The organism is Streptosporangium sp. NBC_01469 (assembly GCF_036227305.1).
Lineage (GTDB): Bacteria > Actinomycetota > Actinomycetes > Streptosporangiales > Streptosporangiaceae > Streptosporangium.
Genome location: NZ_CP109465.1, coordinates 1,870,962 through 1,884,943, shown reverse-complemented (window position 1 = coordinate 1,884,943; position 13,982 = coordinate 1,870,962). Strand labels below are relative to the sequence as shown.

22 protein-coding genes are annotated in these 13,982 nt (G+C 67.2%); 13 read left to right on the top strand and 9 right to left on the bottom strand.

The annotated features are described in order from the left end of the window. Positions 1 to 33 precede the first annotated feature (33 nt). The 5 genes from OG587_RS08505 (at position 34) to OG587_RS08485 (ending at position 3,270) form a co-directional block, all read left to right on the top strand. Positions 34 to 720, top strand: a complete 687-nt coding sequence (locus OG587_RS08505; protein ID WP_329088468.1) for a hypothetical protein — start codon at positions 34 to 36, stop codon at positions 718 to 720. Between the two features lie 60 nt (positions 721 to 780). Next, on the top strand, positions 781 to 1,203 hold the full coding sequence (locus tag OG587_RS08500; RefSeq protein WP_329088466.1) for a hypothetical protein: 423 nt from the start codon (positions 781 to 783) through the stop codon (positions 1,201 to 1,203). Positions 1,204 to 1,206: 3 nt separating this feature from the next. Further along, positions 1,207 to 1,593, top strand: coding sequence for a hypothetical protein (locus OG587_RS08495; RefSeq protein WP_329088464.1), 387 nt, complete (start codon positions 1,207 to 1,209; stop codon positions 1,591 to 1,593). Positions 1,594 to 1,838: 245 nt separating this feature from the next. Continuing rightward, a complete protein-coding gene (locus OG587_RS08490) occupies positions 1,839 to 2,075 on the top strand; it encodes a hypothetical protein (RefSeq protein WP_329088462.1) in 237 nt (78 codons plus the stop codon). 265 nt (positions 2,076 to 2,340) lie between these two features. After that, on the top strand, positions 2,341 to 3,270 hold the full coding sequence (locus OG587_RS08485) for a protein phosphatase 2C domain-containing protein (RefSeq protein ID WP_329088460.1): 930 nt from the start codon (positions 2,341 to 2,343) through the stop codon (positions 3,268 to 3,270). Between the two features lie 381 nt (positions 3,271 to 3,651). Here OG587_RS08485 and OG587_RS08480 read toward each other — a convergent pair whose 3' ends face one another. Together OG587_RS08480 and OG587_RS08475 are read right to left on the bottom strand one after the other, a co-directional pair. Further along, a complete protein-coding gene (locus OG587_RS08480) occupies positions 3,652 to 4,209 on the bottom strand; it encodes a flavoprotein (protein ID WP_329088458.1) in 558 nt (185 codons plus the stop codon). A 210-nt stretch (positions 4,210 to 4,419) separates the two neighbouring features. Then, positions 4,420 to 5,055, bottom strand: coding sequence for a DJ-1/PfpI family protein (locus tag OG587_RS08475; protein WP_329088457.1), 636 nt, complete (start codon positions 5,053 to 5,055; stop codon positions 4,420 to 4,422). Between the two features lie 82 nt (positions 5,056 to 5,137). Between OG587_RS08475 and OG587_RS08470 the strand changes: the two genes are divergently transcribed. Further along, a complete protein-coding gene (locus OG587_RS08470) occupies positions 5,138 to 5,386 on the top strand; it encodes a cell division protein SepF (RefSeq protein ID WP_329088455.1) in 249 nt (82 codons plus the stop codon). Between the two features lie 44 nt (positions 5,387 to 5,430). On the opposite strand, the gene OG587_RS08465 is transcribed toward OG587_RS08470, so the two are convergent. After that, the gene (locus tag OG587_RS08465; protein WP_329088453.1) at positions 5,431 to 5,706 is read right to left on the bottom strand and encodes a hypothetical protein; all 276 of its coding nucleotides are present in this window, start codon (positions 5,704 to 5,706) and stop codon (positions 5,431 to 5,433) included. Here OG587_RS08465 and OG587_RS08460 point away from each other — a divergent pair. The 3 genes from OG587_RS08460 to OG587_RS08450 all read left to right on the top strand — a co-directional run bounded on the left by OG587_RS08460 (position 5,705) and on the right by OG587_RS08450 (position 7,758). Next, on the top strand, positions 5,705 to 6,247 hold the full coding sequence (locus OG587_RS08460; RefSeq protein WP_329088450.1) for a hypothetical protein: 543 nt from the start codon (positions 5,705 to 5,707) through the stop codon (positions 6,245 to 6,247). The genes OG587_RS08465 and OG587_RS08460 overlap by 2 nt on opposite strands. Before the next feature lie 321 nt (positions 6,248 to 6,568). Continuing rightward, positions 6,569 to 7,141: an RNA polymerase sigma factor gene (locus OG587_RS08455; protein WP_329088448.1), complete on the top strand. Its 573-nt coding sequence runs from the start codon at positions 6,569 to 6,571 to the stop codon at positions 7,139 to 7,141. A 2-nt stretch (positions 7,142 to 7,143) separates the two neighbouring features. Next, the gene (locus OG587_RS08450; RefSeq protein ID WP_329088446.1) at positions 7,144 to 7,758 is read left to right on the top strand and encodes a hypothetical protein; all 615 of its coding nucleotides are present in this window, start codon (positions 7,144 to 7,146) and stop codon (positions 7,756 to 7,758) included. 239 nt (positions 7,759 to 7,997) lie between these two features. Here the strand turns inward: OG587_RS08450 and OG587_RS08445 are convergent, their stop codons facing one another. Next, on the bottom strand, positions 7,998 to 8,267 hold the full coding sequence (locus OG587_RS08445; RefSeq protein ID WP_329088444.1) for a hypothetical protein: 270 nt from the start codon (positions 8,265 to 8,267) through the stop codon (positions 7,998 to 8,000). 492 nt (positions 8,268 to 8,759) lie between these two features. Between OG587_RS08445 and OG587_RS08440 the strand changes: the two genes are divergently transcribed. From OG587_RS08440 to OG587_RS08430, 3 genes are all read left to right on the top strand, one after another. After that, positions 8,760 to 9,344: a hypothetical protein gene (locus tag OG587_RS08440; RefSeq protein ID WP_329088442.1), complete on the top strand. Its 585-nt coding sequence runs from the start codon at positions 8,760 to 8,762 to the stop codon at positions 9,342 to 9,344. A gap of 80 nt (positions 9,345 to 9,424) precedes the next feature. Further along, positions 9,425 to 9,598, top strand: a complete 174-nt coding sequence (locus OG587_RS08435) for a hypothetical protein (protein WP_329088440.1) — start codon at positions 9,425 to 9,427, stop codon at positions 9,596 to 9,598. Between the two features lie 171 nt (positions 9,599 to 9,769). Continuing rightward, positions 9,770 to 10,684, top strand: a complete 915-nt coding sequence (locus OG587_RS08430) for an alpha/beta fold hydrolase (RefSeq protein WP_329088438.1) — start codon at positions 9,770 to 9,772, stop codon at positions 10,682 to 10,684. Positions 10,685 to 10,693: 9 nt separating this feature from the next. Here OG587_RS08430 and OG587_RS08425 read toward each other — a convergent pair whose 3' ends face one another. Then, entirely contained in the window at positions 10,694 to 11,089 is a 396-nt protein-coding gene (locus OG587_RS08425) for a RidA family protein (protein WP_329088437.1), read from the bottom strand. A gap of 127 nt (positions 11,090 to 11,216) precedes the next feature. Further along, positions 11,217 to 11,810 (bottom strand): DNA-3-methyladenine glycosylase family protein, encoded by a 594-nt coding sequence (locus tag OG587_RS08420; protein WP_329088435.1) that lies wholly within the window; start codon positions 11,808 to 11,810, stop codon positions 11,217 to 11,219. Positions 11,811 to 11,846: 36 nt separating this feature from the next. On the opposite strand from OG587_RS08420, the gene OG587_RS08415 reads away from it, so the two are divergent. Then, the gene (locus OG587_RS08415; protein WP_329088433.1) at positions 11,847 to 12,017 is read left to right on the top strand and encodes a hypothetical protein; all 171 of its coding nucleotides are present in this window, start codon (positions 11,847 to 11,849) and stop codon (positions 12,015 to 12,017) included. On the opposite strand, the gene OG587_RS47090 is transcribed toward OG587_RS08415, so the two are convergent. The 3 genes from OG587_RS47090 to OG587_RS08405 form a co-directional block, all read right to left on the bottom strand. Then, entirely contained in the window at positions 11,999 to 12,181 is a 183-nt protein-coding gene (locus OG587_RS47090) for a putative quinol monooxygenase (RefSeq protein ID WP_443075610.1), read from the bottom strand. The two genes, OG587_RS08415 and OG587_RS47090, sit on opposite strands and share 19 nt — an antisense overlap. A gap of 58 nt (positions 12,182 to 12,239) precedes the next feature. Then, positions 12,240 to 12,989 carry a haloacid dehalogenase type II gene (locus OG587_RS08410; RefSeq protein WP_329088431.1) on the bottom strand — a complete coding sequence of 250 codons (750 nt, stop codon included), beginning with the start codon at positions 12,987 to 12,989 and terminating at the stop codon, positions 12,240 to 12,242. Positions 12,990 to 13,134: 145 nt separating this feature from the next. Further along, a complete protein-coding gene (locus OG587_RS08405) occupies positions 13,135 to 13,791 on the bottom strand; it encodes a protoglobin domain-containing protein (RefSeq protein ID WP_329088429.1) in 657 nt (218 codons plus the stop codon). Between the last annotated feature and the right edge of the window lie 191 nt (positions 13,792 to 13,982).

Sequence of the window (13,982 nt, the reverse complement as noted above, 5' to 3'; positions counted from 1 at the left end):
GAGACGGGACGGGGGCTGGTCGTGATAGTCATCATGGCCATCGGCTTGGCCATCGGGACCGTCATCGCCGTTTTCATGGTGTTCAACCCGCCCTCGTCGCCGCCGAGCACGGCCTCGACGCCCGGCGGCGAGCACTCGGAGACCTCGGTCCGCCAGGCCGTCCAACCGGCGCTCGACGCCTACAGCAGCGGGTCGTACGGCGACTTCTGGGACCTGTGGACCACCGAGGCACAGGGGCTGATCGCTCGGGAGGAGTACGTGAGGCTGTTCGAGATCTGCCCCCCGATCCTGACGAACTCCCCGCTCACCATCGCCACCGTCACGATCACCGGCGACAACGCCCAGGTCGAGGCGACCCGGGCCAACGACGCGACGGACTTCGACTTCACCTTCGAGAGCGGTACGTGGCTGTACGAGCCGTCGCCCGAGGAGCGGCTCACCTACCAGGCGCCGGTCGACCAGATAGCCGAGCAGCGGCGGACCATGGGATTCTGCGGCGCGGTCACCCCCACCCCCGGCGCGACCACCCCCACCACTCCCACTGTCCCCACCACTCCCACCGACCCCTCTGTTCCCAGCGTTCCCACGGTTCCCACGAATCCCGCTGATCCCTCCGTTCCCTCCGTTCCCACGGTTCCCACGGTTCCCACGAACCCTGGCGATCCCTCCGTTCCCTCCGTTCCTACGGATCCCGCCACTCAGCCGCCGGGGTTCCTGTAGTGATGACCTTTGGTCCAGAAGTGCTGCCATAATCCACAATTCACGGCTACTGTCGAACGCATGGCCCACTCCATGCCGGCATGGCGAGACGGCACAGGATCGGAAAAACCATCATCGAATGATCACGATGGTGCCAGACAAGAATCGGATTCGGTTCCGCTGTGGCTGGCACATCTCCAGCTCAGAGAAGGACAAAAGGCGATCAGCGCACCGACTTCTGACACAGCTATCACCATAGAGCTGGATAAAGCGGATTATGAGGCGCTTTCTCGTAAGGCACGACTGACCGGAAACCGCGTCGCCGATGTGATCCACGCGGCCGTCCAGCGAGAGATAGGCAACAAGCCCCACGTGATTACCCTGATGCACCGTTGGAATCTGCATCGCGAAGACCTCGACACGGCGGCCGACTCCCTCGGGGTCGACCAGCTCTCCGAGGCGGAGTGGGGCCAGATCGGCATTCGCCGTTTCCGGAGGCGCTGAACCATGCTTCCCGGTCGAGTGCTCGACGTGAGCGCACTGGTCGACATCGCGGTGGCGAAGACCGAATACTCCCGGAGCGTCGCCGCCATGTGTCTCTTCCGTGGCGGCGGGATATGCGTCCCGGCGACCAGCCTCGCGGCCGTCCTGTCCATCTCCCCGATCTCGACCCAGGTGGAGCTGTTCGAGCTCGTCACGACACCCGGTGTGAAGATCGACGACTTCACCCATGGGAAGGTGGGGGACATCGCGGAGATCCTCGACGGATCGCGCGACATCACGGCCGGACACGTCATCTGGTGTGCCCGCGCCACCAAATGGCCCATCCTCACCGATCGCGGGGCGGAGCTCATCCAGTACGACCAGAACATCGGGATCGATCCCCTGCCGTAGCGAGGCAGGCCGGGCTGCGCACCGGCGTGGCGGCTCCCGGTTCGGCCGGTCGCCCCGGTGCGGCCTGTCGCCCGGTTCGGCCGATCGGCTGTGGGCGAGGGCGGGTGATCCCTGTCTGATCCCTGTCCAAAGACGGTCGGCGACGGGTGGGATTCCCAGCACCCATACCTTTTCAGTGAAAAATGATGCCAAATATCGTCGCGCGCACGATCGATTTTCGGGGCTGCGGCTTTCACACTGGGAGGGTGACATTCCAGATGAGGCGCATCAAGCTAGACATTCCTGACGGACCAGAATACGACCAGGTGCGCGATATGCACGGTCACACGGTCACGGTGTTCGCGTCCACGGAGGTCAACGGCGAACGTTCCCTGAAAATCGGCAGCCGGACTTTGCTGCTGAGGAAGGTGGGCGTGGACGAGGACGAAGAGGGGCCGATGGACGTCTACCGGGCCGAGTCCATTTCGGAACCCTCGTACTGAGGATCCGTCCCCGTGTCCCGTGCCCCGCTCGTCCCCGCGCCTCGGTGTCCCCGCGCCGGTGCGCCCGCCTCCGGGCCGACGGTGCCCGGCCCCGGATCCGTGGCCCGCCGTGGGGACGTCCCGGAGGTACGCCACTGAGGGTAGGCCTCGGGGGTATCCCGCGCGGAGTACGCGGGGGAATACGCCGTTCCAACCGGGGAACTCGTGAGGGAAACGTGCACGCCCGTCCGGCGCAAGCCCGTCCAGCACGAGGAGCTCCGACCCGATGCGCATCACCTTCGCCACCGAAGCGGCACCCGGCAGGCAGAACACGGACGCCAAGGAAACCGCGGACACCGCGGACACCGCGGCCAGAACCAACAGCACGGACAGCACGGACAGCACGGACAGCACGGACAGCACGGACAGCGACAACAATGAGGACTTCTTCGGGGCGACCCCGGACGCCTTCGTCCTCCTCGACGGCGCGGGCACCCCGGAGGGGGCGGAGACCGGGTGTGTTCACGGCGTCGGCTGGTACGTACGCTCGCTGGGCTCGACCCTCCTCGCGGGCATGACGCAGGACACGGGAACGCTCACGGAGATACTCGCGAACGGCATAAAGGCCGTCGCCTCCCTCCACGACTTCGTCTGCGACCTCACCCATCCCGGATCGCCGTCCGCCACGGTGATCATGGTCCGCCGTACGGCGGGGAACCTGGACTTCCTCGTCCTGGCGGACTCCGTCCTCATCCTGGACATGGCCGGCCAGGCGGAGCCGACGGTCGTCTGTGACGACCGGGTGGATCGGGTCGGCAGGGCGCACCGGTCGACCATGGACGGCCTCGCCCACGGAAGTGCCGAGCACGTCACCGCACGCCGGGAGTACGTGGAGACCATGCGGGACCACCGCAACCGCGAGGGCGGTTTCTGGATCGCCGCCGTCGACCCGCTCACCGCCGAGCAGTCGCTCACCGGCACGCTCCCCGCCGACCGGGTACGGGCGGTCGCCCTGCTCAGCGACGGAGCCTCCCGGCTCGTCGACCTGTTCGAGCTGGTCACCTGGCGTGAGGCCCTCGACACCCTCGAACGGTCCGGCCCCGGCGAGCTGATCCGCCGGGTTCGCGAGGCCGAGCACACCGATTCCGACGGCTCCCGCTGGCCCCGGGCGAAAACCCACGACGACGCGACAGCCGCCTACTGCCTATTCGGCTGACCCACGACGACGCGACGGCCGCCTACCGTCTGTTCGGCTGACCCGACCTGCCGGCACGCGACGGGTGATCACCCGATGACCTTCACCTGGCCGGCGCAGTACGCGAGCATGATGAGCGGCAGGACTCCGGGCCCGGCCCCTGGCTCGAAGGAAAGCATCACCAGGAAATCCGGCGAGATATGAGCCGGCCGGTCGAAAGACGAAGAACACTGAAAAGGCCGGGACCACGAAAACCAATGGCGGTCTCGCGTCGCCCAAAACCGTGGATACCTAACGCGTGTCTGTGGCGGACCGATGACCGCGGGGAATCGACTTCTCCACCGTGATCCACGACCGGCTACCGTCCTGAGGCGGGAGCGTCGGAACGGGGCTTGACGTCGGTCATCGCGCGTCCGGCGGGCCTGTTCCCTCTTTCCTTGAGAGCTCCTTGAGAGCGAGGGCCCAGGGGTGGTCCTCCTGGCCTCCGTCCTCGGTATCGGCCGGGTCGGAGCCGGAAGGGCTGGGCAGGACGCGGACGCCTTCGGCCCGGAGACTTTCGACGCTCCGGCGGAACGGCACCCGCGTGGTGAGGGCTTCGTTGACGAAGGGCAGGACGACCACGGGGATGCCGAGGCCGGGGGCTTCGGCGAGGAGGCCGAGAGCGTACGTGTCGGCGATGCCCTGGGCGAACTTGTTGACGGTGTTGTACGTGGCGGGGGCGACGATGATCGCGTCGGCTCTCGGGGGCTTGGGCTCGTCCGGCCTGCGGTACCGGCTGCGGACGGGGCGGCCGGTCTGCCGTTCCAGGGCGGGGACGTCGACGAAGTCCAGCGCGGACGGGGTCGCGACGACCTGGACGACCCAGCCCTCGTCCTGGGCGAGGGCGACGAGACGGCCGACGTCTCGGGCGGCACCGGCCGCGCACACGATGACATAGAGAAGCCGGCCGGACTCGGTCACGCGATCACTCCCAGGTACGCGGCATATTCGCGAGTTCGAAGGTACAGCGGGTTCAAAGGTGCGGCGGGTTCAAAGGTGCGGCGGGTTCAAAGGGGCCCCGGACTCAAGGCTTCCCCGGACTCGAAAATTCCGCGAGCTCGAAGGGTCCCCGGACTCGAAGGGGAAGGCCCCGAAGAGGCAGAGGGCTTCTCGGGCTCGTCCCCCGTGAGGTCAGCGGGCTCTGCCCGCGATGAGATCCATCGCGAGATCCTTCACGTCCTGCGACGCCTTGGCGGGGGAACCGGCGTCGAACGGCGGTCGCGGGTCGTACTCGATGGCGAGCTGGATCGCCTCGGCCGTGGTCTGACCGGCGACGCGCGCCGCCAGGGCGAGCGCCATGTCGATGCCGGAGGACACTCCGGCGGCGGTCACGACCTTCCCCTGGAACACCACGCGCTCGGCCGTGTAGGTGGCCCCGAACGACTCCAGCATGCCGGCCGTACCCCAGTGGGTCGTCGCCGAGAGCCCGGCGAGCAACCCCGCGGCCCCCAGCGGCAACGCCCCTGTGCACACCGAGGTGGTCCACGTACTTCCCCCGTCCATCCGGCGGATCCAGTCGAGAAACCCGTCGTCGCCGAGCAGTCCGATGCTCCCCGGACCTCCCGGGACGAGCAGCACGTCACAGGAGTCGATGTCGGCGAAGGCCTCGCCCGCGGTGAGAACCAGGGACCCGGCGTCGTTCCGTACCGGGCCGGGCTCGACGGCCGCGAACACGACGTCGGCACCCGGCAGGAGCCTGAGCACCTCGTACGGGCCGACCGCGTCCAGTGCGGTGAACCGGTCAAACAGCGGTATGACGATACGCACGGCGATTCCCCCTGGCGGCGAGGTGTCACCCACGCTTCGGAAGACACCTTGACGGACGTGACGGACGGTGGAGACTTATGCGGTGGTCAAAACACTACGTCCCCAGAATTACAACGAGGCGATCTACGTCGGGCACTTCTTCCGTACGGGTGTGCCCGTGGTGATGGACCTCAACGGGCTGACGGACGACGAGGCGAAACAGTTCGTCGACTTCGCCGCCGGTCTGGTGTTCGGCAGAGGAGGGGACATGGACCGCCTGTCGTCGAAGGTGTTCCTGCTGATGCCTCGCGGACTGGGCAATCGAGTGCCGGTCGCCGAAGAGGCACCGTAGGTGGGTGACCTGGCGGTGGCGCGGCAGAAAGATGGGCAGGGCGATCAGCGCCGTCCGTAGGCCGCCTCGGAGGGACACTCCGCGCGAAAGGAGCCCTGCCCCTGTCCGTACAGCTCACGAAGCGTCGCGGGGAGCATGTCGGCCACCGGAGGTGTGGTGGCGGGCCATCCGGCCGGCGCCTCGTGCACCAGCAGCGCCGTCAGGCGCGGCCTGGCCGCGATCACGTCGAAGAAGCCCGCCAGGACCTCGCGCATCCCCTGGTACGGCTCACGCTCGGTAGCGCGATCTTGTCGGTGGCGGTGCCTACGCTTTCCGCCCATGAGCGACGACGAAACCCACACCGTACGCCTGCAGATCGAAGTGGAGGACTGCGGTATCGCTTATCTGACGGACAGGGAGCGCAGGGCATACGCCGGACAACCGGCCCAGTCCGCTGGGATCATCAAGGTCGAGAAGGACCACGCCACCATCCACATCAACGACCAGTGGGGACCGGCCGACTTCACCGTGACGGTCGCCGACCGAGATCCGGGGGCGGACCTCACCGGTTATGAGGACATCGTGGAAATCAGCTTCGGGTCCGTGTCGGGCCGCTTGGAGATAACCGGGTTCACTTTCGACGAGCACGTGATGTTGCCCCTTCCTCCTCTCCCTGCCGGGCCCGGAACCTACCGCATCCGGTATCACGTCAAGGGCATGGACGCGGAGGGCACAGTGGAGGACACCGAGAATGCCGCCGATGACCATTATCTTCAGGTCTGGCCCGCGCCCTTTGAGGACCCCATTGTCGTCAAGACCGCGACCGGAGCTCTCCGGGGCCATCTCGCCCCGGAGAAGCACGAGCGGAGCGGCGGAGAATAGAAACCGTCGGCAGGTCCGTCAAGTGGAGAATCGGGGATGCGCCAACGGCGTGAGCCCACCGGTTACGGCGAGAGGGTCCCGGCCATCCCGGGGCCCTCTCTTTCTGTCTGGCCGAGCCGTCCGGCCGAGCCGGGTAGACATGGCCGGTTCCATCCCGCGGACACCCCACGACCGGCGACATGTGACGGCCCAGAAGCGAAGAACGTTCCGTGCGTGTTCCGCATCGGCCGTGTTTCCATGGCGTGCTGATCGTCCGGTGAAGGATTTCTGCCCGGCGCGGTAAGTACAGGTGACCGCATACGCCAGGAAAGGCCGACATGTATGACAATCCCCCGCGAAGCCATCGAGGTCGATGACGCGACCCTCATCGAGCGGTCGCTGAACGAGCCCGAGATCTTCGCCGTCCTGTTCGACCGGCACGCGCCACTCCTGCACCGCTACGTGACCAGGCGACTGGGACCCAGCGAGGCGGAGGACGTCGTGGCGGACACCTTTCTGGCCGCCTTCCAACGCCGGAGCGATTATGACCGGGGCCGCTCCGACGCCCGCCCGTGGCTGTACGGCATCGCCTCCAACGTGATCGGCAAGCGGCGGCGCACCGAGACGAACCTCTATCGCGCGTACATCCGCAGCGGCGTACATCCGGCGGAGATACCCGGTCTCCAGGTAGAGGACGGAATCAACACCCTCGCCGTCAACCGGCCGCTGGCACGGGCCCTGCTGGGGCTCACCCGGGCTGATCGCGACGTGCTGCTGCTCGTCGCCTGGGCCGAACTGAGCTACCAGGAGGTCGCCGACGCGCTCGCCATCCCAGCGGGCACCGTCGCCTCGCGACTCAACCGGGCCCGTCTCCAGATCCGCCAAGCCCTGAACCAGGAAGAACGAGGAGAATGACGATGGACGCACTGAAGTCCATGTGGGGGACCATTCCACCGGCCACCCCGGGGGAACTCGCCGAAGCGCGGCGACGGCTACTCGACGGGATGCGCCCCCGGCCGCGCTTCGTCACCGCCCCCCGGCTGCTGGTCGCGGCCGGTGTCGCGGCGGCCGCCGCCACGGCGCTGGTCATCGGAAACAACACCCCTGCCTACGCACTGGCCAGGAGCTCGGACGGCACGCTCACGGTGACCGTCAACGAACTACGCGACCCCGACGGGCTGCAGGCCAAGCTGGGCGCGGCCGGTGTCGAGGCGGATGTGACGTTCCTGGCCGCGGGCACACGGTGCGCGGCCCCTCGGTTCGCCGCTGTGGATTCGACCTACGACGGGCCGCCCACCACAGGACCGGACGAGCTGCGTGCGGTCGCGAACGAATCGCGTTCGTTCAAGGCCACCAAAGTGACCTCCATACGGACGATCCGGATCTCCCCGGAGCACATCAAGCCTGGCGAGACCCTTGTCATGGAGTTCCGCGACAACCCGAACGGACAGGCGCCCTGGCAACTCGGCAGCTGGTTGGCCCAGGCGAACACCCCCGTGCAGCCGTGCACACCCGTCGAGGACCCCAACTGAGAACCTCCCGCACCGGAACACGCCCAGCGGGCCGTACGGAGATCCGAAGGCCCCGTGAGGATCTGAGCCGCAGGCCGACCAGGGGAGCCTTCCGACCACAGGGTTCCCGAACAGTCGACGGAGCGGCCGGTTCCCGGTTCTGGTGTGACGATCACATAGCGCTCGATGATCTCGGACGCCAGATCGGTCATGGACGCATCCCGACCCATGGCACAGGAGCACCATCGTGCCGGGTGTTCTCAAAGCCGGCCACCACCCTTACCACCGGTTTCCGGCGCCACCGTCCGCCACCGACGCGCGAAGAGGCGACCGCCCCACCGCAGTCCGCGAAAAAGAAGCCGGACCACCCCGAAGAGGAATGCGATCTCGAACAACAGGGAGCACATGAACAGGACTTCGCCGAGCGATTCCCGGTCACTCTCGCGCGCCCATTCGACGAGCACCGGCGTGACGACCATTCCGAGCACGTACCCGAGCATCGCCAACGCCTCGCTGTACCCGGCTCGCATGAGTTGATCTTAGGCCTGTGCACGAAAGCCCGTGGCTTCAGGCGTCGTCTCACGCCGGAGGAAATCGAGGCGTCCTGGTTATCGTGCGCGGAGGGGACACGGAACCAGATCGAGGAGCGAACCGGTGATCGGGGAGCCGGACGAGCGAAGATCAAAGCGGTTGCGCGGCCGAAGTCCTCGACGCATGCTCACAACCGTGCGCAGTCCTCCCGATCCCCTGCCCGAGTTCTTTGACTGCGGCTGCGCGGACAAAACCGCTGTGTCAAGGTCGAGTGCCCTCGACACAGCGGTTTCGCTGCCTGCTGCGACACCCTTGATCAACATGTCCCGATCCGGGGGTGATCACCAGTTTGGAAGTTCGCCGCGCGTAACTCCGTGACCTGCCGCGCTCCAGGTCAGAGGTCCCACGCCACCGACACGGAAAGATCTATAAGAGCGATCGCATGACATGCTTTCCGTCTCATTCGGTACCGGTGGCGGGAAGCAGGACAGATGCGGGTACGGCGTTGGTGGCTGACGGCTGCGTTACTCGCGCTCCTCCCCTCGGTCACGGCCTGGTTCGGCAGCGGGGCCATCGCGAGCACCGGCCTCTTCTACTACGACTTCCACGTCATCGACGGGATCGGGATCTTCCCTCTGTCCCAGGGCCTCGGCATCGGCTATCTGGGCTCCGTCGGCATAGACGTCATGCGGGTGCTGTGGGATGCCGAAGTCGTCGTGCTGGCCTTCGCGCTCCCCGTACCCATGGTGGCCGTAGCGGCCCTGCTCCGGCGAAGGTGGCGGGATCGAACCACCCTGGTCCTGGCGGTCGTCCTGGGAGTGCTCGCGGTGGTCAACCTCGCCGCCAACGTCGTCGGCCCCTCGTCGGACCTGACTGACTGCCCACCGGTCGATTACCAGTCTCTCCCCGACTGGTACTCCTGTTACAGGAACGGCACAGGCGTCGGCATTCCGCCCTTCTTCTACAGTCCCGCTTACGCCTTCGCCGCCCACATCCTGATCAACATCCATCGTCGCAACCTCACCGACATGCCTCATCGTCCCAAGGCGCAAAGCGGCGTTGACGTCGTTGCCTGACGTTCGGCTTTGCGGGTGAGAAGCGACCTCGCTTGTCGATCAGACGTGACCGCAAGCGTTTGCGAGGGTTGGTGATGTCAATGAGTTCGGGCACCACCAACCTGCTTGCGGCGGGAGGATCACGGCACTGGTCGAGGAGACGCCGTGGCATCGTCGACCGCCTCGACCACAACGGAGCGATCGTCGAAACCGGCACCGACTCCTACCACCTCGCACAGACCCGCGCCCGAGCCGAACACAACGTCGACGGGTGAGTCGAAGATTGTTGCTGAAGCGGCAACAGGATTCGCGGGTTTCCGGACCACCACCCCATGGTTGGAAGGTGCGCCAGAGGAGCGCTTCGATACGGGGGATTCATGTCGCGGGCAGTTCAGGTTAGGGAAACACACCGTCTGGTTCCCTCCCCGGCGGGCCGGACCCATCTGGTGGAGCAGGGCACCGGACCGCTGGTGCTGCTGGTGCATGGGTTTCCGGAGTCCTGGTACTCCTGGCGCCACCAACTGGCGGCATTGGCCGCGGCCGGATACCGGGCGGTGGCCGTGGACGTGCGCGGATATGGCCGTTCGTCCAAGCCGGACGAGGTGGCGGCCTACCGGATGCTGGAACTGATCGAGGACAACGTCGCGGTGGTGCACGCCCTTGGCGAGGAGACCGCGATCATCATCGGTCACGACTGGGGTTCGAGCATCGCCGCCAACAGCGCCCTGGTCCGGCCAGAGGTATTCACCGCGGTCGGGCTGCTGAGCGTTCCTTACGTACCGCGGGGCGGGCCCCGGCCCAGTGAGGTCTTCGCCCGGATGGGCGGCGAGGAAGAGTTCTATGTCAGCTACTTCCAGAAGCCCGGCCGGGCCGAGGCCGAGATCGAACCGGACGTCCGCGGCTGGCTGGCCGGGCTCTACGCCGCGCTCTCCGGCGACACCATGCCCACCCCCGGCATGCCCGACCCTCATTTCGCCACCCACGGCGGCACGCTCCGCGAGCGGTTCCCCACCGGCCCGCTGCCGTCCTGGCTCAGCCAGGACGACCTGGACGTCTACGCCGGAGAATTCGAGCGCACCGGCATGAGCACGGCCCTCAACCGGTACCGGAACATGGACCGGGACTGGGAAGACCTCGCTCCCTGGGACGCGGCCCCCATCGCCGCGCCGTCGGTGTTCATCGGCGGCGCCCTGGACGCCTCCACCACCTGGCTGACCGACGCGATCGACGCCTACCCCGTCACTCTGCCCGGACTCGTCTCCTCTCACCTTCTCGACGGTTGCGGCCACTGGATCCAGCAAGAACGCGCCCATGAGGTCAACCGGCTCCTGACCGGCTGGCTCGCGTCCCTGCCCACCTGAGCCACCACCTCACACGGTGGCGACGCAGTCCATTTCGATGTCGAAGGCTCCCGGCCAGGCGGGAACGGCCACGAAGATCCGGGCGGGTGGATCGTCGGGGAAGTAACGCGTGTAGATCGTGTTGACCGCGGCGAACTTCTCGACCGATGTGCAGTACACGTTACACTTGAGCACATTGTTCAAAGACGACCCCGCCGTCTCCAGGCAGAGTTTCATCTGCTCCAGAACCAGCTCGGTCTGGCGTTCGATGCAGGCGTTCTGGACGACCTCCCCGGTGCCGGGGTCGAACGGAGGAAATCCCGACACGTAGACGGTGTCGCCGCTTCGGGTGACGGCCGAGGTCGGTGCCTTCCAGCGTTCCAGGTAGGTCGACAGGGGTTCGACGCGGATGATCTCTCTTTTCATCGTGGCTCTCCTGTTCGTCCGGTACGGGCCGGTCGACTTCCTCCAATACGGGCCGGTCGACGACACGCCCGCCTCGGGTAGATGTCCGGTTGTCGTGGTTCGCCGTCGCGGATCCGGATGGAGCGCGTCAGGCCTGTCCCGGGTGGGACGGTGCCCGCGTCGGCGCCGGCGACGTGCGCGAGCCGGTCGTCGTCGCCTCGCGGCTCAGGGCGCGGGCCTTGGGGTCGGAGGGTTCGCCGGCGGGTCGTAGTGATCGCCACAGCAGCGCGGCCGCATAGGAGCGGTACGGCGCCCATTCGGCCGCCATGTCGCGCACCTCGCCTACGGCGGGCAGTTCGCGGAGTTTCCAGGTCTCGCGGATGGCGCGGCGGATGCCGCCGTCTCCGGCCGGCAAGACGTCGGGCCGGTGGAGCTGGTGGATGAGGAACGTCTGCGCCGACCACAGGCCGACGCCGCGCACCTCGGTGAGCGCGGCGATCACCTCGTCGTCGTCGAGCGGGGCCATGTTCTCGATGTCGATCAGCCCGCTCGCCTGCCGCTGGGCCAGGTCCAGGACGTAGGCCGCCTTGGCCCGGGACAGGCCGCATTCACGCAACCGCTCGGCGCCCAACCGGATGACGCCGTCCGGAGCGGGGATGGCGCCGGTGGCCGCGGCGATCCGGTCGAAGACGACGAACGCCACGGTGGCGGAGATCTGCTGTCCGACGATGTGCAGTGCCATCGCGGCGAAGTGACTCGACCCGGTACGTCCGCCGTCGTGCCATTCGAAGGGATCGGGCCGGCCGTACTCGCCGAGCAGGCGCGCGAAGAGCGGCTCGCGCTCGGCGAGGTGGCGGTACTGGTGCTCGAACTGGCCGATGACGGCTCCTCCTGTGTCGGCTCCTCATGTTCCGGCGGCCGGCCGCCTGGTCATTCGGCGACGTCGTAGGACTCGACGACGCGGTCGTCCGGCAGCGGGATCATCTGATCGATGACGATGTGCTTGAAGTGCGGTGCCGCCTGGTGCGCGGCGAACGCCTCGCGCGAGGCGTACCGTTCCAGGATGACGATCTCGCGGTCGTCGTCGAGTCGCCGATGAAGCGACGATTCCAGATCTCGGAAACCCCGAGTGATCTGTGGATCGGTGGCCGCATCGGGGCCGTCGTGCGGCTTATGAGCGCCACCGCTGGATCAGTTGCCCGGCCAGGGCCGGCAGGTCGGGCGCGACGAGGTTGGGCTGCGGCAGGGAGGCCACCGGCAGCGGCGCGTTGCCCGGCCGGGTGACCAGACCCGCGGTGTAGCCGGCGCTTTGGGCTCCCACCGTGTCCCAGACGTGGGCGGCGACCATGAAGCAGGTGGACGGCGGCACCTCCAGTTCCTGGGCGACCAGGTGGTAGACCTGCTGGGCGGGCTTGTAGGCGCGGACGGTCTCGATGGTGAACCGCCGCTCGAAGAAGTGCGCGAGGCCGGCGTGCTCCAGCGGGCTCTCGCCGTGCGGGTTGGACGGGGAGTTCGTCAGCGTCACCAGGCGAAAACCCGCGTCCTTCATCCGGGTCAGCCCCTCTTCCACGTCGGGGTGGGCGGGCATCGTCAGCATCGCCTGCCCGATCTCCTCGATGTCGGAGTCGGTGACCTTCACCCCGTGGATGTCGCCGACCATCTTGAGCAGGCCCTGGCCGAGGGTGAAGTACCCCTCGTAGAGGCCGGACAGGGTGACGGTCATGGAGTACATGATCAGGTGGCCGAGCCACTCGCGCATCACCCGCCTGTCGCCGAAGATCCGCTCGAAGAGCGGGTTCATCGACTCGAAGTCGATCAGCGTCTCGTTGACGTCGAACACGAGCACCGACGGCTCCCCGCCGATCCACTCGGCGCCGTTCGGCCTGTGCTGGGTCGCGGACGTTGCCAGGTTGTGGTTCATGGTTTCGCTCCCCCGTTGAATGATCTTCAGGCGGTCAACCGCCCGTTCTCGGTTGTCCGATAGGTCGGATCGGCCGGATCGGCTGTTGTGCGATCCGTATCCCGGGCCTCGTACACACCCCTGGAAACGAGGCCCGCGGTGTTCGTCACCAGTCGGCGGCGGCCACGTAGGGCCGGGTCCAGACGGTGACGTGCAGCATGACGGACTTGGTGAAAGCGGCGTGCATGCGGTCGACCTGCTCGGCCGGGGCGCCGCCGGCGGCGAGATAGTCGCGGGCGGTGGCGATGACGACCGCGGTGAAGGCCAGCAGGTAACGCATCGGGATGTGATCGAGTGAGTCGGCGTGGTCGGTGCTGTTCTTCTTGGCCCGGGTGTGACGCAGCCCGATCTCGTGCTGGTAGTTCAGCCAGTCCTGATCCAGCGGCCGGGTGCAGGCGTCGATGATGAAGCGGTCGAAGCGCGGCTTGGACGCGGCGCCGTACTCGGGGTTGGGCGTGCCGTCGGGATGGCCGGAGTAGGCGCGCATGAACGGCAGTTCCCCGAGCCGCTTCCGGTAGGCGCTCACCATGTCGTCGGCCTGGTCGGCCAGCACGCGGGCGGCCTCGACCAGAGCCTGCTCGTCTTGTTCGGTCAGCCCCACCACGGCCTTGAGGTGCTCCAGATCCTCCAGCGTCAACGGCGAGAGGGCGGCCACACCGGTGCCGTACGTGTAACCAGGGATCTTCTCAGGCTGCTCGGTGACCAGCTTCGGTGTCGGCGTATGGTCACTCGTCGTGTGCTCACGCATCGTGCGACTACTCATGGCAAAGGTCCCCTTTGGTCGGTGTGGCGACGCAGATCGCACCCCGAAGGGCCACGACGCGGCGGTCGCGATCTTCGACGCCGCATTTTCGATCTGTACGAACTCGCACGCTCACAGGCGCGACCGGATACCCGCGGTCCAGGCAGCGGGCCAGTCGCGATCCCGCCCCCTGGGGAGGCGCTCGGCCTTCG

Excerpts from the sequence above, each read along its gene's own strand:
- OG587_RS08425 (WP_329088437.1), bottom strand. The coding sequence starts at position 11,089 with ATGAAAAGAGAGATCATCCGCGTCGAACCCCTGTCGACCTACCTGGAA.
- OG587_RS08495 (WP_329088464.1), top strand. The coding sequence starts at position 1,207 with ATGCTTCCCGGTCGAGTGCTCGACGTGAGCGCACTGGTCGACATCGCG.
- OG587_RS08420 (WP_329088435.1), bottom strand. The coding sequence starts at position 11,810 with ATGGCACTGCACATCGTCGGACAGCAGATCTCCGCCACCGTGGCGTTC.
- OG587_RS08435 (WP_329088440.1), top strand. The coding sequence starts at position 9,425 with ATGAGTTCGGGCACCACCAACCTGCTTGCGGCGGGAGGATCACGGCAC.
- OG587_RS08410 (WP_329088431.1), bottom strand. The coding sequence starts at position 12,989 with ATGAACCACAACCTGGCAACGTCCGCGACCCAGCACAGGCCGAACGGC.
- OG587_RS08405 (WP_329088429.1), bottom strand. The coding sequence starts at position 13,791 with ATGAGTAGTCGCACGATGCGTGAGCACACGACGAGTGACCATACGCCG.
- OG587_RS08465 (WP_329088453.1), bottom strand. The coding sequence starts at position 5,706 with ATGGGCGGAAAGCGTAGGCACCGCCACCGACAAGATCGCGCTACCGAG.
- OG587_RS08445 (WP_329088444.1), bottom strand. The coding sequence starts at position 8,267 with ATGCGAGCCGGGTACAGCGAGGCGTTGGCGATGCTCGGGTACGTGCTC.
- OG587_RS08440 (WP_329088442.1), top strand. The coding sequence starts at position 8,760 with ATGCGGGTACGGCGTTGGTGGCTGACGGCTGCGTTACTCGCGCTCCTC.
- OG587_RS08460 (WP_329088450.1), top strand. The coding sequence starts at position 5,705 with ATGAGCGACGACGAAACCCACACCGTACGCCTGCAGATCGAAGTGGAG.
- OG587_RS08455 (WP_329088448.1), top strand. The coding sequence starts at position 6,569 with ATGACAATCCCCCGCGAAGCCATCGAGGTCGATGACGCGACCCTCATC.
- OG587_RS08485 (WP_329088460.1), top strand. The coding sequence starts at position 2,341 with ATGCGCATCACCTTCGCCACCGAAGCGGCACCCGGCAGGCAGAACACG.
- OG587_RS08450 (WP_329088446.1), top strand. The coding sequence starts at position 7,144 with ATGGACGCACTGAAGTCCATGTGGGGGACCATTCCACCGGCCACCCCG.
- OG587_RS08505 (WP_329088468.1), top strand. The coding sequence starts at position 34 with ATGGCCATCGGCTTGGCCATCGGGACCGTCATCGCCGTTTTCATGGTG.
- OG587_RS08500 (WP_329088466.1), top strand. The coding sequence starts at position 781 with ATGGCCCACTCCATGCCGGCATGGCGAGACGGCACAGGATCGGAAAAA.